This window comes from Shewanella gelidii, assembly GCF_014647855.1.
In the GTDB taxonomy this organism is placed as follows: Bacteria; Pseudomonadota; Gammaproteobacteria; order Enterobacterales; family Shewanellaceae; genus Shewanella; species Shewanella gelidii.
Genome location: NZ_BMPZ01000002.1, coordinates 312,456 through 337,220 on the forward strand (window position 1 = coordinate 312,456; position 24,765 = coordinate 337,220).

A 24,765-nucleotide genomic window follows, 5' to 3' on the forward strand; every position below is an offset into this window, starting at 1 on the left:
GATTTAATGTGGTATTTGGTCAGCTCAATGTAACTGAAGCCGTACAGAATATAAGTAGTAATTACTCAGATTGTGACAGCGCACTAATCAATGCTAGCTTCAGTTGGTGTTTTTGCTCATCGTCAAGCGCCATGCCATAGGCGTTTCTTAACATAAAGAAATCTTCTGCTCTTTCTCCAATCGTGGTAATTTTTGCAGCGACGAGGCTCACCTCACAGCGATATAAAACGTCACCGACTTTGGAGAGTAACCCAGGTGAATCAAGGGATATCAATTCCATAGTACTTGTACCATGCCTGCTACTGGGAAGAAAACTCACTTGCGTTGAAACTTTAAAAGGTTTCATCTTTCTAGGGAGCTTCTTAAATCGTGGCAGCTTTGGAGAGTCGCTTGCGAGAGCTTTGGCGAGGGCCTTTTTAATACTTTGAATTCGTGAAAGCTGCGTAATTGGTGTGCCATCTTGCTCCATGATGACAAACGTATCTAACGCATAGTTGTCTTTTGAGATCAGAATGTTTGCATCATGAACATTGACATTTTTGTTGTCCAAAATCGTCATGACTGTGGCAAATAGTTTGGGTCTATCAATGCCATAAACAAATAACTCTGTCCCACCACGAACGGTATGCTTAGAAATTAAGATGAGTGGCTCATCACTTTTGTGCTTAATGATAGCTTCTGCATGCCATGCAATTTGGCTTGGTTGATGACGTAAAAAGTAGTCGGCTTTAAATCTAAGCCATAATGTATCGATATCTTTTTCTTTAATGCCTCTGCGAAGTAGCTCTTTCTTCGCCTTTGCTTGGTATTCACGTAAACGAGCGCGAATGTCAACGGGCTTTTCTTGACCCCTTGCAAGCACGCGTTGGGTCGAGAAGTAGAGATCGCGAAGTAGCGCTCCTTTCCAGTTGTTCCAGGTTTTTTCATTGGTTGCGCAAATATCTGCAACGGTAAGGCAATATAAATAGCTTAAGTGAACGGCATCTCTGACTTGGGTTGCGAATTTAGCGACGACATCGGGATCTGAGATATCTCTTCGCTGCGCGGTGACGGACATGACGAGGTGATTTTCTACAAGCCAGCTCACTAAGCGACCGTCGTGATCGTTTAAGCCATGGGCACGGCAAAACTCCAACGCATCGACGGCCCCCAGTTTGCTGTGATCGCCGCCACGACCTTTGGCAATGTCGTGGAAAATCGCAGCCAGAACCAGAAGCCCCTTTTTAGGGAGCTGGTTAATCAAAATTGAACCGAGCGGAAACTCTTCTTTCTGTTCGGGCTGTGAAAACTTATCGATATTCTGCAGGAGTCTATGAGTGTGTTCGTCCACTGTGTATGCGTGGAAGAGATCAAACTGCATTTGGCCTTCAATTTTACGCCAAGCGGGCAAATAAGACGACAAAATGCCGTGTTTATGCATCAAGGAGAGTGAGGCTATGCCGCGGGGGTGTCGCAAAATTTCGCGAAACAGCTGACGGCACTCTTCATGCTCCATTAGAGGTTGCTTTTGCGCGCGACGCGCGCGACGGAGTGCGCGTAATGTCGTCCAGTAAATTCGTTTGATGTTTGAATTTTTGGCAACCAATAAAAATAGATGCAGGATCTCTGCTGGTTTTTCAAAAGGGTTGTCATTTAAAGCTTCAATGAATTGGCCACGTCGCTGATAGTTTTCATTAACTTTGAAGATTTCTAATGGCGTAAAATGTTCAAGTGTTGCTCGTTTAAATAGTTGCAACAGCATTTGGTTGAGCTCAAGAATACGACGAATCGCGCGATAGTAGCGTTTCATCATTTGCTCAACGGCTAACTGGGTCCCATCTTCGTACCCCATCAACTGTGCAACTTGTGGTTGTAAATCAAACAACAAGCGGTTCTCGTCGCGGCCAGAAACGGTATGGAGCGCAAAGCGTAGTTCCCATAAAAATTGCTGACATTCAAGCAGCTCGCCAAGTTCATCAGGCTCGAGAAAGTCGTAGTTTACGAGTTCTTCGAGTTTAGAGGCATCAAAGTGGCGAATGGCGACCCAAGTAATGGTTTGAATGTCACGAAGGCCCCCTGGGCAGCTTTTAACATTGGGTTCTAAATCAAATGCGTTAGCTTTTTCATGTCGCGCATCTTGTTCTGCACGTTTTGCGATAAAAAACTCGTTACTGGGCCAGAAATCTTGTAATCGAATACTGTGGTAGAGTTCGTTGTATAAAGGGAGTGGACCACTGAGCAGCCTTGATTCAAATAAGTTGGTGGCAATGGTGATGTCTCCACGGCCTTGCTCTAAAGTTTCTGGCAGTGTTCTTACGCTGTGGCCAATTTCTAAGCCTGTATCCCATAAGAAGGCGATAAACTGGCTTAATTTACCTTGGTCATCTAGTGATAATTCATCTTCTAAGAGGATCAAAATGTCGACATCAGATTGCGGATGAAGCTCGCCTCGGCCATAGCCGCCCACAGCAACAAGAGCCGCGCTCGTGTCTTCTAGTCCAAACTGACGCCAGGTGTCCTTAATGAGCGTATCCACGGTTTGACAACGTTGGCTGACTAATTCGCAGACATCTTCTTTTGCTTTAAATCGTTCGAGTAAGGATTGGTGGTTGGCATTTAACGCAGACTTTGCTTGTAGAGAATCGTTCATTTCACTCCCTAAATTTCTGGACTTTGCCCCAACATCAAAACGGTTGGGGCCTTGGCGAATGTTGCCGAGTTGAACTTAATGAATAGGCACGCAGTCGCTTTAGTGATTTATAATTCGAGGTAAATCCTCTTCGTCACGTAATGTCAGGATTTCAACGCCGTTCTCTGTAACGAGTAAAGTATGCTCCCATTGCGCTGAGTTTTTGCCATCAGAGGTTGTAACGGTCCAATTGTCTTCTTTATTTAATACTGTCGTGTGACGGCCAGCATTAATCATGGGCTCGATCGTAAAGCACATACCTGGGCGAAGTACGGTTTTATCCCCATTTTTGTAATGAACGACTTGTGGCTCTTCATGGAAACCAGCGCCGATCCCGTGGCCACAATAATCTTTTACGATCGAATACTTTTCAAGCCCGCTTTTGCTTGCCTTAATAAACTTCTCGATACCAGTGCCAATTTCGCCAAGTTTCAATCCGGGTTTTACTTTTTTAATCGCGGCGTACAGGCTTTCTTGTGCGATACGGCAAAGGCGTTTATTTTTTGCGTTGACATCACCGATTAAAAACATTTTCGAAGTATCGCCGTGGTATCCATCTTTGATAACCGTGATATCGATATTCACGATGTCTCCATCTTTGAGCGGGGTGTTGTTAGGGATCCCGTGGCAAATGACATCGTTGACAGAAGTACAGATCGATTTAGGAAAGCCATGATAATTGAGTGGAGCTGAAATGGCGTCTTGCTCCTCAGTATATTTTGCACAAATATCATTTAGCTCGTTGGTGGTTACACCGGCTTTGACGTGAGGTGCAACCATGGTTAATACTTCTGCCGCTAGCTTTCCTGCCGCCCGCATTTTCTCAATTTCTTCAGCCGTCTTGATGACAATACTCATTAATATTCTCTTACTTTCCTAAGTGATTTTTCGCAGCGCTTTTTCATGTAAAAATTGTACTTTATCTGTATATATGGTATAAAGCGCGCCGTTATGTTTGACTCGTAAACCCAAGTGCAAATGTTCAATTTGCTCTCGGTCTTAAGTTGAAGATGGCAGCCATTATACATGGCAATTAATTTAAATACTAAATCACACACGTATCGTCACATGCTTCGGGGTGCCACTTATGGTCGAATGTATGGGATACGTGGAGGTCTAACCCCTTAATAAGGTAATAGAAATGACTACAGTTTCAATGCGCGATATGCTTCAAGCCGGTGTACACTTCGGTCACCAAACTCGTTACTGGAACCCAAAGATGAAGCCTTTCATCTTCGGCGCTCGTAACGGTGTACACATCATTAACCTTGAGCATACTGTGCCAATGTTCAATGAAGCTCTTGCTTTCATCAGCAACGTTGCTTCAAAGAAAGGTAAAGTTTTATTTGTTGGTACTAAGCGTGCTGCAAGTGAAGCAATTAAAGAAGCAGCAGTTTCTTGTGACCAGTTCTACGTAGATCACCGCTGGTTAGGCGGTATGTTGACTAACTGGAAAACAGTTCGTCAATCTATCAAGCGTCTTAAAGATCTGGAAACTCAGCAAGTTGATGGTACTTTCGACAAGCTAACTAAGAAAGAAGCATTAATGCGTACTCGTGAACTAGAGAAACTAGACAAGTCTCTAGGCGGAATCAAAAACATGGCTGGTCTTCCAGATGTGATTTTTGTAATCGGTGCGGACCACGAGCACATTGCTATCAAAGAAGCAAACAACCTAGGTATTCCTGTTGTTGCTGTTGTTGATACAAACTCTGCGCCTGATGGTGTGAACTACATCGTTCCTGGTAACGACGATGCAATGCGTTCTATCCGTCTATATACAGCTTCTGTTGCTGCTGCAGTAAACTCTGGCCGTGGCCAAGACTTAGCTGTTCAAGCAGAGCAAGACGGTTTCGTAGAAGCTGAATAATAAGGTGTGATGTTCGTCATCGCCCTTATTAACCAAGAAAAATGATTGGTTAACAGGGGCCTTAACCGGCCCCTGTTCTATATCTATTGAATTTGTAGAATTATCTATAGAGGATTTAACAATGGCAATTACTGCTGCCCAAGTTAAAGAACTTCGTGACCGCACTGGCGCTGGCATGATGGATTGTAAAAAAGCTCTGACTGAAACCAATGGTGACATTGAGCTTGCGATTGACAACATGCGTAAGAGCGGTGCTGCGAAGGCTGCTAAGAAAGCGGGTAACATCGCTGCTGAAGGTACAATCCTAATCAAGAACGGCGAAGGTTTCGCTGCTCTATTAGAAGTTAACTGTCAAACTGACTTCGTTGCTAAAGATGCAAACTTCCTTACTTTTGCAAATGCAGTGCTTGACGTTGCTGCTGCAGCGAAAGTAACTGTTGAAGATTTAAAAGCACAGTTTGAAGAAACTCGTGTTGCTTTGGTTGCTAAAATCGGTGAAAACATCAACATTCGTCGTGTTGAGTACATTGATGGCGCAAACCTAGCTTCTTACCGTCACGGTGAGCGTATCGGTGTAGTTGTGACCGGTGAAGCTGATGAAGAAACTTTAAAGCATGTTGCAATGCACGTTGCTGCTTCTAAGCCAGAGTTCGTAAACCCTGAAGATGTTCCTGCTGATGTCGTTGAGAAAGAAAAAGCTCTTCAAATCGAAATCGCAATGAACGAAGGTAAGCCGGCTGAAATCGCTGAAAAAATGGTTATTGGTCGTATGAAGAAGTTTACTGGTGAGATCTCTCTTACTGGTCAAGCCTTCATCATGGAGCCTAAGAAGACTGTTGGCGCTATCTTGAAAGAGAAAGGCGCAACTGTAACTAACTTCATTCGTTTAGAAGTTGGTGAAGGTATCGAGAAGAAAGAAGAAGATTTTGCCGCTGAAGTAGCAGCACAAATCGCAGCAACTAAGGCTTAATCGCCACCCAAGTTGTACTACCAAGACCGCGGCCATGCTGCGGTCTTGTCATACCTAACGACACAATCAGGATATAAAAAATGAGCACAAACCCTAAACCTGCATTTCGACGTATTCTTCTCAAACTAAGCGGTGAAGCTTTAATGGGAGAAGAGGGCTTTGGTATTGATCCTAAAGTCTTGGACCGTATGGCTCAAGAAGTAAAGGAGCTAGTTGAGTTAGGTATTCAAGTGGGAGTTGTGATTGGCGGTGGTAACTTATTCCGCGGCGAAGGTTTAGCTGATGCAGGTATGAACCGTGTTGTGGGTGACCACATGGGTATGTTAGCAACGGTTATGAACGGATTGGCAATGCGTGATGCATTACACCGTGCCTATGTTAATGCACGCCTTATGTCGGCAATTCCGCTTAAGGGTGTATGTGATGATTATAACTGGGCTGAAGCCATTAGTTTGCTCAAGTCTGGACGCGTGGTGATTTTCGCGGCGGGGACAGGTAACCCATTTTGTACAACTGATTCTGCAGCGTGTTTACGCGGTATTGAAATTGAAGCAGAAGTTGTGTTGAAAGGGACAAAAGTAGACGGCGTTTACTCAGATGATCCGATGAAAAACCCTGATGCGGTGAAATACGATCAGCTGAGTTACAATGAAGTTTTGGAAAACGAATACAAAGTGATGGATCTTGCTGCGTTCACGATGGCAAGAGATCACGATATGCCTTTGCTGGTATTTAATATGAATAACCCAGGAGCGCTTAGACGCGTTATTATGGGTGAAGAAAGTGAAGGTACGCTCATTCGAGCAAAGTAAATTTCCCCAAATAATTGGGTGTTTTTGACCGAAAAGGACATTTAACGTGATTAATGAAATTAAACAAGACGCTGAAACACGCATGTTAAAGTGCGTTGAAGGCACAAAAACACAAATGGCAAAAGTCCGTACAGGCCGAGCGCATCCAAGTCTATTGGATACGATCAAGGTTTCTTATTACGGCTCAATGACGCCATTGAAGCAAGTCGGTAACGTTTCAATTGAAGATGCGCGTACGCTGGCTGTGACTGTCTTTGACCGTACGATGATTCAGGCTGTTGAAAAAGCCATTATGTCGTCTGACTTGGGTTTAAACCCGATGTCTGCTGGTGCGACAATTCGCATTCCTTTGCCAGCACTGACAGAAGAGCGTCGTAAAGACTTGATCAAAGTTGTGCGTGCAGAAGCTGAAAGTGGCCGAGTCGCAGTGCGTAATGTACGCCGCGATGCAAACTCAGATGTAAAAACTCTTGAAAAAGAAAAAGAGTGTACTGAAGATGATGTTCGTCGTAGTGAAGATGAAGTGCAGAAGATGACAGACGCACACATCAAGATGATTGACGAAATCCTGGCAGCGAAAGAAGCTGAATTGATGGAAGTCTAAACTCTACGCATCAGACTAGAGTTGAAGCGCCGTGTAGATGTATACTACACGGCGTTTGTCTATTTTAAAGGGTTGTAATAGATGTCATCGGTCGAGGAAAATACTCCTCAATTATTAGGGAAGAGTCAGCTCAGTGCTGAAGATGGTTTACAGCAACTCCCAGAGCTTGTAAAACAATCGATTCCACAACATGTTGCCATAATCATGGATGGCAATGGACGCTGGGCCCAAAGTAAAGGCAAAGCGCGGGTATTTGGTCACAAAGCTGGTGTTAAGGCGGTGCGTAGGGCGGTGAGTGCGGCTCGAAAAATGGGCGTGAAATCGCTGACATTATTTGCATTTTCTAGCGAGAACTGGCGTCGACCCGATACTGAAGTGAGTTTGCTGATGGAGCTTTTTTTAACGGTATTGCAACGAGAAATAAAGCTGCTTGATAAAAACGGGGTACGACTGAATATTATTGGTGCGACAGAGCGCTTTTCCCCTAGACTGCAAAAGCAAATTGAAGCAGCTGAAAATAAAACGAAAGATAATAATCAGCTGGTTTTAAATGTCGCTGCGAATTACGGTGGCCGTTGGGATATTATGCAGGCTGCACAAAAGTTAGCTCAAAAAGTTGAAGCTGGTGAAATCAGCAGCAGTCAGATCACCGAAGATGCAATATCAGAGCAGTTATGCATGCAAAACCAGCCTGAAGTTGATTTAATGATACGCACTGGCGGTGACTATCGGGTGAGCAATTTTATTCTGTGGCAAGCTGCCTATGCTGAGTTTGTCTTTACTGACATTTTATGGCCTGACTTCAACGAAACCACATTTGCACAAGCCGTTGAAGTTTTTGCGAGTCGACAACGCCGATTTGGTTGTACTGGTAGTCAAATAGAAGCGTTGCAAGTTTAGTTTTTGAGGATGTATTTTTGTTAAAACAACGGATTATTACTGTTTTGTGGCTGGTGCCTTTAGTATTAGGTGCTATTTTCTATTTACCCGCCGCGTACTTCTCTTGGGCTTTGGTTGCTGTTTTTTTGATTGCAGCTAAGGAATGGGGAAGAATTATTGAGCCCTCTTGCAACATGACGCAATGGAGCTTTACGATCACTCTTGGATTACTTCTTACTGCTTTAAACTTATTGGTTCCTACAGATGAGATTTGGGTAGGTAATCAACTGCATCCAGTTTTTCTAAGCGTTGTGCTCATGGGGGCAATTTGGTGGCTACTCTCGCTGTTTATGGTGGTTTCATATCCGCGTAGCGCGAATTTTTGGCAAAAAAGCCCGATGTTTAAGTCGATGTTTGGCCAGCTTACCTTGCTTCCATGTTTTGTATCTTTGATTGCTTTAAAAGCTTTGAGTACAGAAGCCTCTCCCTACTATGGTGGCATCTTAGTCTTTTTGGTTATGTTGGTCGTCTGGGCGGCAGATTCTGGGGCTTATTTTGCAGGTAAAGCGTTTGGTCGAACAAAACTGATGCCGAATGTCAGCCCTGGTAAAACGATTGAAGGCTTAATCGGTGGCTTAGTGATGACGATGGTGGTGGTCGTTACAGTAATGTCGATTTCTCCTGAGCAAGAGCTTGGCTTGGTGATAGGCGTTACGTTGTTTACTGCGCTGGCGTCTGCACTCGGCGACTTGTCTGAAAGTATGTTTAAGCGAATTGCAAAAATTAAAGATTCGGGAACAATCTTGCCTGGACATGGCGGTGTTCTTGATCGGATTGATAGTTTGACCGCAGCTTTCCCCGTATTCACTCTTATCTATATCGGCTTCTGGATGTAACCCATGCAAAATATGGTAATTTTGGGCGCGACAGGCTCAATAGGCGCTAGCACGCTGTCTGTTATTTCTCAAAATCCCGCGGAATACTGTGTGCATGCGCTTGTCGCACATTCTAATGTCGAAAAAATGTTGCCCCTATGCGTTGAGCATCAACCTAAGTTTGTACATATGGTTGATGAAAAAGCAGCGGCTGAATTGAAAGCAAAGCTTCCACAGAGCCTCAACATCCAAGTTTCAACATCAGAGCTTGATCTGATTGGATTGGTCTCGGCTCCTGACGTTGATACCGTGATGGCGGCAATTGTAGGTGCAGCAGGTTTAATGCCGACACTTGCGGCGGTGAAAGCGGGAAAACGCGTATTGCTTGCAAATAAAGAAGCACTAGTGATGTCGGGTCAGTTATTCATGCAGGCTGCGAAAGACTCAGGAAGTATCTTAATGCCTGTGGATAGTGAGCATAACGCTATTTTTCAAAGCATGCCGCTTGCAGTACAAGAAAACCTTGGACATTGCGATTTATCGGAAAATGGTGTTTCTCATATCTTGTTAACGGGCTCAGGTGGCCCATTTTTGACGAGTGATTTGAGCACTTTGGCGACAATGACGCCTGCTCAGGCTTGTAATCACCCGAATTGGTCTATGGGGCCAAAAATATCGGTCGATTCAGCCACCATGATGAATAAGGGATTAGAATACATTGAAGCGCGTTGGCTATTTAACACAAAACCATCGCAGTTAAAGGTAGTTATTCATCCTCAAAGCGTTATACACTCCATGGTTCAATATGACGATGGTTCAGTGCTTGCTCAAATGGGTAACCCTGATATGCGAACCCCAATCGCGCATTGTATGGCTTATCCGCAACGAATTCGTGCTGGCGTTGAACCTTTAGACTTTTTTAAAGTCGGACAATTAAGCTTTTGCGAACCAGATTACCAAAGGTTTCCTTGTTTAGCTTTGGCAATCGATGCCTGCAACGTAGGACAAGAGGCCACGACAGTACTTAATGCGAGTAATGAAGTCGCGGTTGAAGCTTTTTTAAATGAACAAATTCGTTTCACGCAGATAGCCAGCATTAATGAAGCCGTATTAAAACAAGTGCCTCAGCAGAGTCTATCGAGTATTGAAGACATTTTAGCTCTTGATGTGGACGCTCGCCGTTATGCTCAAGAAGCGATTAACAAGAATAAATAACCGCGAAGGATTTGAATGCTCGATTTTGTATGGAACTTAGGTTCCTTTATTGTCGCATTAGGGATTTTAATTGCAGCGCATGAATATGGCCATTTTTATGTGGCTAGACGCTGCGGTGTTAAAGTTGAGCGGTTCTCTATCGGTTTTGGCAAACCCATCTGGTCTCGAATCGGTAAAGATGGGACCGAATATACAGTCGCGATGATCCCGCTTGGTGGGTATGTCAAAATGCTTGATGGGCGAGTGGACGATATCTCGGAAGACCTCAAGAGCCAAGCCTTTAATGAAAAGTCGGTATATCAGAGAATAGCCATTGTCGCTGCTGGACCTATTGCCAACTTTATTTTTGCAATTATCGCACTGTATTTTATGTATTTGATTGGCGTTCCAACCATTAAACCGGTTATTGATGGTACGTTAGATAATACGCCTGCGGCAGTCATATCGGTTAAGAACCCGGTACAAATCAAAGCCGTTTCAGGACAAAATACACGAACATGGCAAGAAGTGAACCTTGCTATAGCGAGTCATATTGGCGAAGAACAAATCGTCGTCACCACCGCGCCGCTATCAATGCAAGCTGGAACAAGTGCGAACACCAAAGATTACACTTTAGATATTCGAAACTGGAGCTTTGATCCGGAAAAAGAATCTTCTATCGCAGCGATTGGGTTACAAATATATCGGCCGCAAGTCTCTCCAACATTTTCTCAAGTCTCGAGTGATAGTGCTGCCGAATCAGCAGGGCTACAAGTTGGAGATACAGTTGTTGCTTATAATGGTAAGCGCTTTGATAATTGGCGTAGCTTTGTTGAAGTCATTCAAGCCTCAGCGGGTGAGCCATTGCAAGTTACGGTTCGACGAGCTGGCGAGCAGCTTTCTACGACTCTCGTTCCGAAAGTGCATCAAAATGCTCAAGGGAAGGATATTGGGATTATTGGTGTTGTGCCTACGCAAGAACCATGGCCTGAAGATGTTAAGCTACAACTAGAATATGGTTTGATAGATGCTGGTTTTGCCGCAGCAGATAAAACATGGCAGCTCATTGCCGTGAGCTTAAAAATGATTGGCAAGCTATTTACCGGAGATGTGTCGGTGAAAAGCTTAAGTGGTCCGATTTCTATTGCACAGGGTGCAGGGAATAGTGCTACGTTTGGATTGGTCTATTTTTTATCGTTCCTAGCATTGATTAGTGTGAACTTGGGAATTATTAACCTTTTACCCTTACCCATACTCGATGGTGGACATTTGTTTTATTACTTTGTTGAAGTAATAACCGGAAGAGCTGTATCTGAGAAGGTACAGGAGATTGGATTTAAGGTTGGGGCAGCGTTACTGCTGACATTGATGAGTATTGCACTCTTTAATGATTTTACCCGTCTTTAAACTGGAACAGCCACATAATTAGAAGCACTCTATGAGATTGAATAAACTTTTTGCCTCGATGCTATTGGTCGGTGCGTCTTTTTCTGGGAATAGTTGGGCAGAGTCATTCCAACCTTTTGAAGTTACCGATATTCAGGTTGAGGGATTGCAGCGTGTTGCTTTAGGTGCAGCGTTGCTTAATCTGCCTATCAAAGTCGGCGATACCGTGGATCAGCTTAGCTTGCAGCAGGCAATTAAGAGTCTGTATGCCTCAAGCAACTTTGAAAATATCTCTGTCAGCCATGACAATGGTATTTTGATTGTTGATGTAAAAGAGCGGCCAACGATTAGTAAAGTTACCTTTGAAGGTAACAAAGATATTAAAGATGAGCAGCTGCAAGAGAGTCTTGATGGGTCTGGCGTAAAGTCAGGGGAGTCTTTAGATCGCACTAAATTAACGGGCATCGAAAAAGGCTTGCAAGATTTCTATTATGGTGTGGGTAAGTACGGTGCAAAAGTTGAAGCTCGAGTGGTTGAGCTTCCTCGAAACCGGGTTGAGCTTAGGTTCAAGTTTACGGAAGGCCTAGCTGCAGAGATCCAACAGATCAATGTCGTTGGTAATAAAGAGTTTAGCGATGCTGAATTAATCGGCATGTTAGAGCTGAAGGATTTTGTGGCGTGGTGGGATTTGTTCGGCGAACGACGCTACCAAAAACAAATGTTACAGGCCGACTTAGAGACAATCAAAAACCATTATCACAACCTTGGTTATATTCGTTTCAAAGTGACTTCTACACAAGTGGCGATGACACCTGACCGTAAAGGTCTCTATATTACGATCAATGTAGATGAAGGTGACAGGTATAAAATTAAAGACATCAATTTGACCGGTGATTTAATGGGCCGCGACGAAGTGATGCAGACGATTTTACCGATTAAAGCCGGTGATATGTATAACGGTGCCGATGTGACGTTTACCGAGGAAATGTACAGCAAATATTTGGGACGTTTTGGTTATGCTTATCCTGAAGTAAAAACGTATCCAGAAATTGATGATGAAACCAAAGAGGTCAGTCTCAACATCAACATTAAGCCTGGAAAAAGGGTTTACGTACGAAATATCAACTTCACTGGTAATATCGTCACGAAAGATGAAGTCCTTCGCCGTAAGTTACGACAAATGGAAGGTGCATGGTTAAACTCCGATCAAGTTGAACTGTCTAAATCAAATTTGAATCGTCTTGGCTTCTTTGAAACGGTTGATACCGAAACAGTGCAAGTTCCAGGGACCGATGATCTCGTCGACGTGAACTTCAAGGTGAAAGAACAGGCTTCTGGTTCATTCAATGCGGGCGTTGGTTATGGTACAGGTTCTGGCCTGAGTTTGCAGTTTGGTGTGCAACAGAACAACTTCTTGGGCACGGGTAACCAAGCTGGTATAAGTATTAATACCAACCAATACCAAAAAAGCTTAAATATTTCTTATACCGATCCATATTTTACCAAAGATGGCGTGAGTTTAGGTGGCACCATTTTTTGGAATGAGTTTGATGCGGATGATGCAAACCTTGAGCGCTATAAAAATAGCTCTTATGGTGTTGCGATGAACAGTGGCTTCCCGATTAATGAATATAATCGTATTAATGGTGGTATCGCTTATCGCCATAACACGATTTCTGAAATCTCTGCGTATGAACAAGCGCTACGTTTTTATAATATTTACAGAGATAGTGACGATCCGAATCAAGACTTGAGCTTTGATAACTTTGAATTGAGCTTAGGCTGGACAAGGAGCACCTTGAACCGGGGGACTTTCCCAACAGATGGTTCGACCCAGCGACTGAACAGCAAAGTAACGGTTCCGGGTTCTGATTTAGAATATTTTAAAGTTGATTTTAATAGTGATTTTTACTTCCCAATTGATCGCGCTCATAAGTTTGTCTTCTTAACTCGAGGCCGAGTGGGTTACGGTAATGGTTATGGTCAATTTAATGATAATGACCAAATTTTACCATTCTGGGAGAACTATTACGCCGGCGGTAGCAGTGCTATGCGTGGCTTTAAATCAAATTCAGTCGGTCCACGTTCTTTCTATATATACCGTGATAGTGAGCCTTGCTCTCCAGACCCATCCGGCTCAGGTTGTACCTTGCCTGGCGAAGCGAATCGCGTTGATGTTGGTACGGGTAACTCCATTGGTGGTAATGCTATTGCCACGATTAGTGCTGAAGTAATTGTACCAGTGCCATTCCTTGATGAAGCTTATAGCAACTCGGTGCGCGCGAGCTTATTCGTTGATGCAGGTAATGTATGGGATACTGAGTTTGACTATGATTCGTATCGTTATTTACCCGTTGATGAGTTTGATAAGTTAGCTGATTATTCCGATCCCGGTCGTATTCGTGCATCTTACGGTATGAGTGTACAATGGCTGTCGCCAATGGGACCGATGGTCTTTAACTTAGCTTGGCCAATTAAAGAATATGAGGGCGATGAGACAGAGATCTTCTCGTTCAATATTGGTAAAACTTTCTAAATTTCAATAAAATCGGCAAGTTTTGCTGAGTAAAAGGAGTCTATTTTGAAAAAGATGTTAAATCGTGTATTGCTAGCCACTGTCATTCTTGCAGCACCACTTGCTGCGCAAGCTGAAAAGTTAGCAGTTGTCGATATGCAGGCCATTTTTGAGCAGCTGCCACAACGCGAAGAAATTGGTAAAGCGATGAAGCAAGAGTTCGGCGATCGCATTGCAAAAGTTCAAAAGTTACAAGCTGACATTCGCGGTCTTTTAGAAACGCAACAGCGTGATGCTGCATTGATGGGTGAAAGCCAAAAAACTGAGCTTGCACGTAAAATTGATGCGCAAAAATCAGAATTGCAATTAGAAGGCAAAGCACTTGATGAAGACATGAGAACTCGTCAAGGTGAAGAGCAAAATAAATTGCTAGTTAAAGTTCAAAAAACGATTAACAAGATTGCTGAGAAAGAGAACATCGATATTGTTCTTCAGCGTGGTGCTGCAGTGTATGTTAAGCCGTCTGCGGACATTAGTGGAAAAGTGATTGAAGCCTTAAGTAAAGGTAAGTAATACATGACTGGCTACACCCTACAACAGCTTGCTGAAAAGCTCGACGCGCAAGTGAAAGGAGACCACCAATTGGTGGTTTCAAGCGTTGCAACTCTTGAAGGTGCAACGGCGCAGCAATTGTCGTTTTTGGCTAACAGCAAATATCGAGCGCAACTTGAAACAACTCAAGCTGGTGCGGTTCTGCTTTCTGAAAAAGATGCAGAGACGTATTCGGGTAATGCGCTTGTTTTAAAAGACCCATATGTCGGATTTGCCAAGGTTGCGCAACTACTAGATACAACGCCGCGAACGGCCGAAGGCATTCACCCTTCTGCACAAATTGATGAGTCAGCTCAAATCGGTGATAACGTCGCCATTGGTGCCAATGTAGTCATTGGCAAAGGCGTGATTATTAGTAACGATGTTCAAATCGGCCCAGGGTGTGTCGTTGGTCAAGATAGTATTTTGGGTGCTAGAACTAAATTATGGGCAAATGTGACCATTTACCATGATGTTCATTTTGGCGTGGACTGCATCGTTCATGCTGGCACCGTGATTGGCTCAGACGGGTTTGGTTATGCAAATCAAGCAGGCCAATGGATTAAGATCCCCCAGACAGGTGGTGTGCGAATAGGCAATCAAGTTGAGATTGGTGCAGGAACGACTGTCGATCGAGGGGCGTTAGAGCATACTGAAATTCATGATGGTGTGATTTTAGATAATCAGATACAAATTGCGCATAATGTGGTTATCGGTGCGAATACCTGTATTGCAGGCAGTTCCACAATTGCTGGCAGTGTGAACATTGGTAAATATTGTATTATTGGCGGCAACTGCGCTGTTTCCGGACACTTATCAATTGCCGAAGGTACCATGGTTACGGGTGGTACTAATATTACCAGTGTGGTGCGTGAAAAGAGTGTCATGTCATCTGCAACTATTGCGATGGACAATAAGCTATGGCGTAAAAACACCGTCAGATTCCGTCAACTGGATGAGCTGTTCCAACGTGTTAAAAAGATTGAGAAAAATTTAGATAATTCGTAGTTTCGAATTAAGATTTTAAGGAAATATTTTAGTGTCAAATGAATTAAACACTATGGATATCAAGGAAATACTTAAGTATTTACCACACAGATACCCGTTTTTGTTAATCGATAGAGTCTTGGATTTTACGCCCGGAGAGACGTTACATGCGATTAAGAATGTAACGATTAATGAGCCGTTTTTCCAAGGGCATTTTCCTGTCGCACCGGTAATGCCAGGGGTGTTAATCCTTGAAGCGATGGCGCAAGCAACGGGATTATTGGCATTTAAAACGATGAGTTCAGAGCCTTCACCGGATGTTTTATACTACTTCGCAGGCATAGATAATGCTCGATTTAAACGTGTTGTAGAGCCAGGTGACCAGGTACATTTTGAAGTGAAAATGATAAAAGAACGCCGTGGGATCGGGGTGTTCAGTGGTGTAGCTAAAGTGGATGGTGAGCTAGTTTGTTCAGCTGAAATTATGTGTGCTCGCAGAGAGATTACCTCGTGATAGATAAATTAGCGTTTGTTCATCCTGATGCCAAGATTGGCCAGAACGTCACAATTGGTCCATGGACATATATTGGGGCAGATGTAGAGATTGGTGATGATTGTTGGTTAAGTTCCCATGTCGTGGTGAAAGGGCCAACAGTTATTGGTAAAGGCAATAAGATATTTCAGTTTGCGTCTGTTGGCGAGGAGTGCCAAGACAAGAAATATGCTGGTGAGCCGACCCGTCTCATCATTGGTGATAATAACGTTATTCGAGAGTCGGTTACGATCCATCGAGGAACGATTCAAGACAACAGTGAAACGATTATTGGCTCAAACAATTTATTGATGGCTTACGTACACATTGCCCATGATTGTGTCGTGGGTAACAATGTGATTTTGGCTAACAATGCTTCAATTGCAGGTCATGTTCACGTTGGAGATTGGGCGATTCTTGGTGGGATGACAGGCGTACATCAGTTTGTTCATATTGGCGCACATGCATTTACTGCCGCGGCATCTCTTATATTGCAAGACGTACCACCGTTTGTCATGGCCGCAGGCCAACCCGCACAGCCAAGAGGCCTAAACATTGAAGGCTTAAAGCGTCGTGGGTTTTCAAAGCAAAGCCAACTTGCCGTTCGTCGTGCTTACAAAAAATTATACCGTTCAAGTTTAACGGTTGAAGAAGCTTGTGCTGAGTTAAAAGAAGAAGCACAAAATGATGAGCATGTTCAACAGCTGCTAGACTTCGTTAAGTCGTCTGGTCGAGGCATTATTCGCTAAATATTATTGTTCGGAATCTATGAACAGTCAAAATCCAAAAGTTTTTGCAATGGTCGCCGGGGAAATCTCCGGCGATATTTTAGGTGCAGGTTTAATGCGTGCCCTACAAGTCAAATATCCAGACGCGGAGTTTGTCGGGATCGGCGGACCGAGAATGCAGGCCTTAGGCTTTAAGTCTCTCTTTTCTATCGAAGAACTTGCGGTAATGGGGATCGTGGAGGTTTTATCTCGTTTGCCTCGACTCTTAAAAGTGCGAGCAACACTCGTCGATGAAATCTCTCGTATTCGTCCCGACTGTTTTATTGGCATTGATGCGCCAGATTTCAATATTGGTTTAGAGTTAAAGCTTAAGTCTAAAGGGATAAAAACGGTTCATTATGTGAGTCCGTCGGTATGGGCTTGGCGGCCAAAGCGTATATTCAAGATTGCAAAAGCGACGCATATGGTTTTGTCTTTGCTACCGTTTGAAAAAGCCTTTTACGATAAACATCAAGTCCCATGTACATTTGTTGGTCATACATTAGCTGATGACATTCCACTTCAATCAGATAAACAGGAAGCAAGAGCGACGCTGGGTTTAGACGCTGATGCTGAGTACTTAGCTATTTTACCGGGCTCTCGCGGAGGGGAGTTAAAGCAACTTGCAGAGCCATTTGTGAAAGCTGCGTTATTGATTAAAGCACAATATCCAGATATTCGCTTTGTCACGCCTTTAGTAAATGAAAAACGTAGGGCGCAATTTGAGCAAGCATTACAACAATTTGCCCCCGATTTAGAAATTCACCTTGTCGAAGGTCAATCAAGAGAAGTCATGGCTGCTTCAGATGCCATACTATTAGCTTCGGGGACTGCAACCCTTGAAGCAATGTTAGTAAAGCGGCCAATGGTCGTTGCTTATCGAGTGAGCCCAATTACTTATCGAATCGCTAAGGGCATGATGCAGATTTCACATTATTCTCTGCCCAACTTGTTAGCTGGAGAAGCATTGATCCCAGAGCTAATTCAGGAAGATTGTACGCCTGAGAACATTGCTCAAGCAGTGGCGAAACAGTTAGATTTAGAGTTTGGAAGTTTGAACGAAGTATTTACCGGACTGCATAAGCAGTTGCGTCAAAATGCCAGTGAGCGTGCCGCTGATGCAGTGACTAAGCTGCTTGATGCTTCTTAATCGATTTACTGTTGGAACAATAAATGGCTGTCATAAAAAATATTTCTGAAGATCAAATTAAAACAATATGCCAAGGGCTTTATGCTGGCGTTGATGAAGTTGGTCGAGGTCCCCTTGTTGGTGATGTGGTCACCGCAGCCGTTATTCTCGATCCAAGCAAACCGATTAAGGGGTTAAACGATTCCAAAAAGCTGTCGGAGAAAAAGCGAGACTTATTGTTTCAAGAGATCTGTGCAAAAGCGCTTTGTTACAGTATCGGTCGTGCCAGCCCTACAGAAATCGATGAATTGAATATTTTACATGCAACCATGCTCGCGATGCAGCGCGCAGTAGCGGGTTTGTCACAGAAGCCCGCTGTTGTGTTGGTGGATGGCAACAGAAGCCCTGACTTTGGGATCTTGAGTCATGCAATCGTAAAAGGGGATGGTTTAATTGATGCTATTAGCGCTGCTTCTGTATTGGCTAAGGTGACGCGTGATGAAGAAATGAAGGCGTTAGATAAAAAGTTCCCCCAATATGGCTTTGCAAAACACAAAGGGTATCCGACCAAGGCTCACTTTGAAGCGCTTGAAGCACACGGCATCATCGAAGCGCATCGGAAAAGTTTCAAACCGGTTGCGGCTTATCTAACACCATAAAACCTATAAGCAGTTCATTTACTTATCTGCTGTTTACAAGACATATGGTGAGCTTTGTTTGCCTTCTCATGGCTTTGACTAGCCACATCGCTGTAGACTCTGATAATCTCATTCTGTTCCCTTAATGATTAACCAATAGAAGCATCTTTTATGCCTGCTCCAAGTTTTGTTCATTTGCGTGTCCACAGCGACTTTTCAATGTGTGACGGCGTTTCAAAGGTTAAGCCCATATTGTCTCGTGCTACCGAGCTTGAGATGGCCGCGATTGCTCTGACCGATCAGAATAACCTCTGTGGTTTGGTTAAGTTTTATAGCGGGTGTCATGGGGCCGGAATTAAGCCAATTATAGGCGCCGATTTTTGGATGCAGGTCCCAAGCTTTGGTGATGAGTTATGCTCTGTCACTGTGATTGCTATAGATAACGACGGCTACCAGTGTTTAACGCAATTGATTAGTATGGCGTATTTGCGTGGCCAAATTCAGGATCGCGTTGTTATTGATCAAACTTGGTTGATTGAACAAAATGCGGGAATTATTCTACTATCTGGTGGACGTGAAGGAGATATTGGTAAAGCGCTACTGAAAGGGAACCAAGCTCAAGTCGATGAGCTTGTTCAGTTTTATAAACAGCACTTTGATGATCGTTATTATCTCGAGCTGCTGCGCACTGGTCGGCCAGATGAAGAACGTTACTTGCACATGGCGGTAGCATTAGCAGAGGCAGCGCAACTGCCCGTCGTAGCGACTAACCAGGTGGTTTTTCTCCAACCTGAAGATTTCGACTCCCATGAAATTCGTGTGGCAATTCATGATGGCTATACGCTTGCCGACCCCCGTCGCCCTAAGACCTATTCCAATGAGCAATACCTCCGTAGTCAGGAAGAAATGTGTGAGTTGTTTGCTGACATCCCTGAAGCTATCGAAAACTCCGTGGAAATTGCGAAGCGCTGCAATGTAACCGTTAGACTTGGAGAGTATTTCTTACCTAACTTTCCAACCGGTGATTTGTCTATCGAAGACTTTTTGGTTGAGGTTTCAGAAAAAGGGTTGCAAGAACGGTTAGAGTTTTTGTTTCCAGACCCTGAAGAGCGTGCGCAAAAGCGAGGTGAGTATGATGAACGGCTCGATATTGAGCTAAAAGTTATTAACAATATGGGTTTTCCTGGTTACTTCTTGATCGTTATGGAGTTTATCCAGTGGGGTAAAGATAACTTTATTCCTGTGGGACCCGGTCGAGGATCCGGTGCGGGCTCTTTGGTTGCTTATGCTTTAAAAATTACAGATTTAGATCCGCTTGAATTCGATTTGTTATTCGAGCGTTTTTTGAACCCAGAGCGGGTATCCATGCCTGACTTTGATGTCGATTTTTGCATGGATCGCCGAGATGAAGTGATTGACCACGTCGCAGAGCTTTATGGCCGTGATGCCGTATCGCAAATCATTACTTTCGGAACCATGGCGGCTAAGGCGGTAATACGAGACGTGGGGCGTGTGCTTGGCCATCCTTATGGTTTTGTCGACCGAATTTCAAAGCTCGTTCCACCAGAGCCGGGAATGACGCTTGCGAAGGCTTTTGATGTGGAGCCAGGCCTTCAAGAAAGCTACGATGCAGATGAAGATGTCAAAGATCTGATAGACATGTGTCGTAAGCTTGAAGGAGTAACACGAAATGCCGGTAAACATGCCGGCGGCGTTGTTATTTCGCCAACCAAAATTACTGACTTTTCCCCCCTATATTGCGATGCTGAAGGGCTAAACCCGGTTACCCAGTTTGATAAAAATGATGTAGAAACGGCCGGCTTGGTGAAGTTTGACTTTTTGGGGCTTCGAACCTTAACAATTGTTGATTGGGCTTTGCAAATGGTCAATCGGGTTGAGCGGGAACAAGGTCGACCTGATATCGATATTGCGGCGATTCCACTGGATGATCCGGCATGCTTTCGCTTATTGCAACGCTATGAAACAACAGCGGTGTTCCAGTTAGAGTCCCGCGGTATGAAGGACTTGATTAAGCGCCTTCAGCCAGACTGCTTCGAAGATATGATTGCACTGGTGGCCTTGTTCAGGCCAGGGCCTTTGCAATCGGGAATGGTTGATAACTTTATTGAGCGTAAGCATGGCCGCGAAGAAGTTTCTTATCCAGATGCAGAATACCAACATGAGTCATTAAAAGACTTACTTGAGCCTACTTACGGCATTATTCTTTATCAAGAGCAAGTGATGCAGATTGCTCAGGTCTTATCGGGCTATACCCTAGGTGGCGCAGACATGCTACGCCGCGCAATGGGTAAAAAGAAGCCTGAAGAAATGGCAAAACAGCGCAGTATTTTTAAAGAAGGTGCGATAAATAATGGCGTAGACGGCGAGTTGTCGATGAAAATCTTCGACTTAGTTGAGAAGTTTGCGGGCTATGGCTTTAACAAATCTCACTCAGCAGCGTATGCATTAGTTTCATATCAAACTTTGTGGCTGAAAACTCACTACCCTTCACAATTTATGGCGGCTGTAATGTCTGCCGATATGGATAATACCGATAAAATTGTCACACTAGTTGATGAGTGTGAGCGGATGGGATTGCCTTTGATCCCGCCTGATGTCAATAAAGGGCTTTTCAAATTTACCGTCGATGATGATCTTAATATTGTGTATGGCATTGGCGCGATTAAAGGTGTGGGCGAAGGGCCTGTTGATTCAATTTTGGAAGCACGCAAAGATGGTCCGTTTAAGGATCTATTTGATTTTTGTGCTCGAATTGATCTGAAGAAGCTCAATAAGCGTGTTATTGAAAAATTGATCTCCGCGGGTGCTTTGGATAGCTTGGGACCACATCGTGCTTCGATGGTAGCAACCCTGCCAGAGGCTATTCGCGCAGCTGATCAACACGCCAAAGCTGAAGCCATAGGCCAACATGATATGTTTGGCCTTTTAAATAGTGAGCCGGAAGACACTAAGCAGCAATTTGTCCACTGCACGCCGTGGCCAGATAAAGTGTGGTTGGAAGGTGAAAGAGATACATTAGGCTTGTATCTTACCGGCCATCCAATCAATCAATATTTAAAAGAGTTAAAACAATATACTTCTGGCCGCCTAAAAGATATCCACCCAACGGATCGCGGCAAAACCGTAAAAGCATCTGGCTTAGTGGTCGCTACGCGAGTCATGCTCACCAAGCGTGGCGCCAAGATGGGATTAGTGACCCTTGATGATAAAAGTGCTCGGCTTGAAGTGATGCTCTTTACCGAAGCTTTTGAGAAGTTTAATCATTTGCTAGAGAAAGATAGAATTCTGATTTGTGAAGGTGAGGTTAGTGTGGATGATTTTTCCGGAGGAAACCGGATGACTGCGCGCAACATCATCGATATTGGTGAAGCGAGATGCCATTTCGCAAAAGCACTAGAGATTGATTTAGAAGCGCAAACATTAACTCCTGAGCGTTTAAACCAGTTCCAAACGTCACTAACGCCGTGGAAAAATAGTACGGTACCCGTTGTTATCAATTATGAGCAAGCGCAAGCGAAAGGCCAGCTCATTTTAGGGGATGAATGGCGTGTCAATCCAAGCGATGAATTGATGCTTGATCTTGAATCAATGTTAGGACCTGGAAAGGTTCGGATTGTATTTTAAGGAACACTATTTAACATGCAGCAAGCGCAATTGATTCAAGCCATAACCGATGCAGTGAATCGTGTCCCCAAAATCGATTGTGCTCAGTCAAAACAACAAATCGTGTTGGCCTACAGTGGCGGCGTCGACTCCGAAGTACTGGCTTTTGGCTTAAGTCAATTCGCACAGCAAAACCCTCAATATCAATATATGTTTGTTTATGTTCATCATGGGCTGAGTGACAATGCTGATGATTGGCAACAACATTGCGTACAACGTGCAAAGCATTACCAAATAGACTTTAACGTTGCACGAGTAAAGCTTGAGCTAAATAAAGGTGACAGTATTGAGTCACAAGCGCGGGACAAGCGGTATGCGGCACTTGAAGCATTGATGTCTAAGGGGGATATTTTGCTGACCGCCCATCATCAGGATGATCAGCTTGAAACCTTATTGCTAGCACTTGCTCGTGGTCTTGGCCCGAAAGGACTGGCTTCTATGTCAACACTGCAACCATTCAAGGGGGACAAATATATAGTTCGGCCTATGCTTGCGTTTAGCCGTGCTGATATTGAGGCATTTAGTTGCCGTTATGGGTTGAAGCATATTGAAGATGAAAGCAATTTTGATAGCCGTTTTGACCGAAATTTCCTACGCCATGAAATTATTCCACTTCTAAAGTCGCGTTGGCCAAGTTATGCGGTCACCGTTAGCCGCAGTGCCGCTTTGTGTGCAGAACAGCAGCAAACATTGGATGAGCAAGTACATCGTCTTTTGCCGCAATTACTATCTTCCTCTCGATACTCTCAATATCCGATATTTGACCTAGAGAAGCTCATGGAATATAGCCAAGCGATGAGAACGCAACTTTTGCGTGGCTATCTACATCATTGCCAATTGCCGACGCTCTCGCGAGCGCAAACCGAGCAAGTACTTGAACAATTAATTTTTGCCAAAACTGACGCAAATGTACACTTTAAAGCTGAGGGGATAGCCATACGGCGATTTCAACAATTTGCTTATGTTGAGCGACAAGTGGATAGTTCAACTTTGGCTCAATCTAGTAGTGCATTGTTAACGAAGCTTAAACGAGAGATACAAGCCACGAAGGAGAAACATTCGCAAATAGAAAAGGCAGAATCTTCTGGCGGTTTGGAGAATGCTCTGACTCATAGCGCTAATCAAGAAAGTTCTTTACTGCTTTGTCCTAAAATGCGCTTACCTGAGGACCTAGAATTGTTAACGGTGAAGTATCGGTTGGCGGGGAGTTATCGCTGTCAGCCCCATTACCGAAATAAAGGTCGTGAATTGAAAAAAGTATTGCAGGAGCTTGCGGTACCGCCTTGGGTGCGCTGCCGGGTGCCCTATTTGTTTTACGGTGCACAGTTGGTCGCGGCGATAGGCTTATGGGTTGAAAAGCCATTTGTCGCAAAGGACGGGGAGTTAAGCATTCAATTTGATACAGATAAACTGCGTTAATGGTTGATTCGACATCTGTTCTTAATCGTGTTTTGATGTTTAAGTCTCGCGAGACATTCCACCAATAGTTATTTATGCGCAGTTTTTTCTTTGCGAAATTCGCCCGATAAAATAGCAATGTTGGTGTGGCTTTCTTGCTAGGTTACGGCCATAAAAAGAAAAGGCACCTGCAACTGGAGTTGTCGCAAATGCCAAAGTTAACAAGGGGCTAGTTTACTTATCGACCAACACCTATTTTACTTTAAAAGTTTTATAACAATGCCTTCCTGCAGCTTTCGCTTGGTATAGCGCTGAATCTGCTCGATCATAAAGTTCTTTTGCCGATAAGCTGGCTTCCCACTTGGCAATTCCCATACTGGTATGTACTTGGTGCTCTTTTAAAACCGCTTGTTTTGCCATTGCTTTTTGCAACCTTTGACACAACACAGCTGCGGCGTCATGGCAGCCGTGAACAATTACGACAAATTCATCACCGCCAATCCTAAATGCTTGATCGCTGTCGCGTATGCTGTCATTCAGCAAATAAGCAAATTTATGCAGTATCTCATCACCAAAACTATGGCCATAAGTATCATTGAGCTGCTTGAAGTTATCGATGTCGAGGATCACCAGCGAAAGGTGAGGTTCCGATTGTCGATTTGCTTTCGCAAGTGATTTTGCGATAGTTTGGTTGTAATAGTGTCGATTCCCTAAGTTAGTCAAAGAATCGAACATTGCCTGCTGGGACATGTTTTGATACTTGATTGCGTTAAGAAGAGGTTGCAAGAGTAAGCGCTCGATACCTTGGAGTATATCGAGTTGTGAAGAGGTCAGTGCCGAAATGAGACGGTAATGTATGGACAAGCTCTGACGGTCTTGCTCTGCAACATGTTTTAGGCTGATCCCATGGTGTTTTCCCCAGTGGAATTGTTGCTTGGCAACCTGAAGATGGACACCTTGAATCGGCAAAATTTGCCCGATCATTTTTCCGTAACAGGCAAAGACTGTCCGTGGGTCTAAACTTGCATGTAGCTGTTGCATTATCTGTAGCATATCCGGTTCAGCTTGATCTTGTTTATAAAATTCAGGTTGATAGCGGTATTCTTCAGGGTAAAACTCTGTTGCTAATCCAAAGTCCATAATATTAACTCCAGCAGTGAAGGACTCGTGTACCAAGAGATTTGCAATAAGTGTGCCTGATATAGAAGTAATTTAGTTTATCTTTATATGTCATTGGTTTAGCAAAGGTTAAAAACTTTGGTTTGC

At 43.9% G+C, this 24,765-nt stretch carries 20 protein-coding genes; 17 read left to right on the forward strand and 3 right to left on the reverse strand.

All coding sequences use genetic code 11. The annotated features are described in order from the left end of the window. Positions 1-61: 61 nt before the first annotated feature. Both glnD and map read right to left on the reverse strand, forming a co-directional pair. Entirely contained in the window at positions 62-2,629 is a 2,568-nt protein-coding gene (gene glnD, locus IEY18_RS04900) for a bifunctional uridylyltransferase/uridylyl-removing protein GlnD (protein WP_188918411.1), read from the reverse strand. Between the two features lie 99 nt (positions 2,630-2,728). Further along, entirely contained in the window at positions 2,729-3,526 is a 798-nt protein-coding gene (gene map / locus IEY18_RS04905) for a type I methionyl aminopeptidase (protein ID WP_188918413.1), read from the reverse strand. A gap of 283 nt (positions 3,527-3,809) precedes the next feature. Here map and rpsB point away from each other — a divergent pair, with 283 nt between their 5' ends. The 17 genes from rpsB to tilS all read left to right on the forward strand — a co-directional run bounded on the left by rpsB (position 3,810) and on the right by tilS (position 23,520). Further along, positions 3,810-4,538, forward strand: a complete 729-nt coding sequence (gene rpsB / locus IEY18_RS04910; protein WP_188918415.1) for a 30S ribosomal protein S2 — start codon at positions 3,810-3,812, stop codon at positions 4,536-4,538. Positions 4,539-4,659: 121 nt separating this feature from the next. Next, positions 4,660-5,508, forward strand: a complete 849-nt coding sequence (gene tsf / locus IEY18_RS04915; protein ID WP_188918417.1) for a translation elongation factor Ts — start codon at positions 4,660-4,662, stop codon at positions 5,506-5,508. An 80-nt stretch (positions 5,509-5,588) separates the two neighbouring features. Further along, a complete protein-coding gene (pyrH, locus tag IEY18_RS04920; RefSeq protein ID WP_188918419.1) occupies positions 5,589-6,320 on the forward strand; it encodes a UMP kinase in 732 nt (243 codons plus the stop codon). A gap of 46 nt (positions 6,321-6,366) precedes the next feature. Beyond that, positions 6,367-6,924 carry a ribosome recycling factor gene (gene frr / locus IEY18_RS04925; RefSeq protein ID WP_188918421.1) on the forward strand — a complete coding sequence of 186 codons (558 nt, stop codon included), beginning with the start codon at positions 6,367-6,369 and terminating at the stop codon, positions 6,922-6,924. 81 nt (positions 6,925-7,005) lie between these two features. Further along, a complete protein-coding gene (uppS, locus tag IEY18_RS04930; protein ID WP_188918423.1) occupies positions 7,006-7,824 on the forward strand; it encodes an undecaprenyl pyrophosphate synthase in 819 nt (272 codons plus the stop codon). 17 nt (positions 7,825-7,841) lie between these two features. Beyond that, positions 7,842-8,699, forward strand: a complete 858-nt coding sequence (locus tag IEY18_RS04935; protein WP_188918425.1) for a phosphatidate cytidylyltransferase — start codon at positions 7,842-7,844, stop codon at positions 8,697-8,699. Positions 8,700-8,702: 3 nt separating this feature from the next. Beyond that, the gene (ispC, locus tag IEY18_RS04940; protein WP_188918427.1) at positions 8,703-9,893 is read left to right on the forward strand and encodes a 1-deoxy-D-xylulose-5-phosphate reductoisomerase; all 1,191 of its coding nucleotides are present in this window, start codon (positions 8,703-8,705) and stop codon (positions 9,891-9,893) included. A gap of 15 nt (positions 9,894-9,908) precedes the next feature. Then, positions 9,909-11,279 (forward strand): sigma E protease regulator RseP, encoded by a 1,371-nt coding sequence (gene rseP / locus IEY18_RS04945; protein WP_188918429.1) that lies wholly within the window; start codon positions 9,909-9,911, stop codon positions 11,277-11,279. A 31-nt stretch (positions 11,280-11,310) separates the two neighbouring features. Beyond that, on the forward strand, positions 11,311-13,794 hold the full coding sequence (gene bamA, locus IEY18_RS04950; RefSeq protein ID WP_188918431.1) for an outer membrane protein assembly factor BamA: 2,484 nt from the start codon (positions 11,311-11,313) through the stop codon (positions 13,792-13,794). 54 nt (positions 13,795-13,848) lie between these two features. Next, positions 13,849-14,346 carry an OmpH/Skp family outer membrane protein gene (locus tag IEY18_RS04955; RefSeq protein ID WP_188919162.1) on the forward strand — a complete coding sequence of 166 codons (498 nt, stop codon included), beginning with the start codon at positions 13,849-13,851 and terminating at the stop codon, positions 14,344-14,346. A 3-nt stretch (positions 14,347-14,349) separates the two neighbouring features. Next, a complete protein-coding gene (lpxD, locus tag IEY18_RS04960; RefSeq protein ID WP_188918433.1) occupies positions 14,350-15,372 on the forward strand; it encodes a UDP-3-O-(3-hydroxymyristoyl)glucosamine N-acyltransferase in 1,023 nt (340 codons plus the stop codon). A gap of 31 nt (positions 15,373-15,403) precedes the next feature. Further along, positions 15,404-15,865: a 3-hydroxyacyl-ACP dehydratase FabZ gene (fabZ, locus tag IEY18_RS04965; protein ID WP_188918434.1), complete on the forward strand. Its 462-nt coding sequence runs from the start codon at positions 15,404-15,406 to the stop codon at positions 15,863-15,865. Next, positions 15,862-16,632 carry an acyl-ACP--UDP-N-acetylglucosamine O-acyltransferase gene (lpxA, locus tag IEY18_RS04970; RefSeq protein ID WP_188918437.1) on the forward strand — a complete coding sequence of 257 codons (771 nt, stop codon included), beginning with the start codon at positions 15,862-15,864 and terminating at the stop codon, positions 16,630-16,632. Before fabZ ends, lpxA begins: the two co-directional genes overlap by 4 nt. A gap of 19 nt (positions 16,633-16,651) precedes the next feature. Next, positions 16,652-17,800, forward strand: coding sequence for a lipid-A-disaccharide synthase (gene lpxB, locus IEY18_RS04975; protein ID WP_188918439.1), 1,149 nt, complete (start codon positions 16,652-16,654; stop codon positions 17,798-17,800). A gap of 23 nt (positions 17,801-17,823) precedes the next feature. After that, on the forward strand, positions 17,824-18,438 hold the full coding sequence (gene rnhB / locus IEY18_RS04980; RefSeq protein WP_188918441.1) for a ribonuclease HII: 615 nt from the start codon (positions 17,824-17,826) through the stop codon (positions 18,436-18,438). Positions 18,439-18,588: 150 nt separating this feature from the next. Then, positions 18,589-22,062 carry a DNA polymerase III subunit alpha gene (gene dnaE / locus IEY18_RS04985; protein ID WP_188918443.1) on the forward strand — a complete coding sequence of 1,158 codons (3,474 nt, stop codon included), beginning with the start codon at positions 18,589-18,591 and terminating at the stop codon, positions 22,060-22,062. 15 nt (positions 22,063-22,077) lie between these two features. Further along, positions 22,078-23,520, forward strand: coding sequence for a tRNA lysidine(34) synthetase TilS (gene tilS, locus IEY18_RS04990; protein WP_188918445.1), 1,443 nt, complete (start codon positions 22,078-22,080; stop codon positions 23,518-23,520). Between the two features lie 231 nt (positions 23,521-23,751). Here tilS and dgcS read toward each other — a convergent pair whose 3' ends face one another. Continuing rightward, positions 23,752-24,639 (reverse strand): diguanylate cyclase DgcS, encoded by an 888-nt coding sequence (gene dgcS, locus IEY18_RS04995; protein ID WP_188918447.1) that lies wholly within the window; start codon positions 24,637-24,639, stop codon positions 23,752-23,754. Between the last annotated feature and the right edge of the window lie 126 nt (positions 24,640-24,765).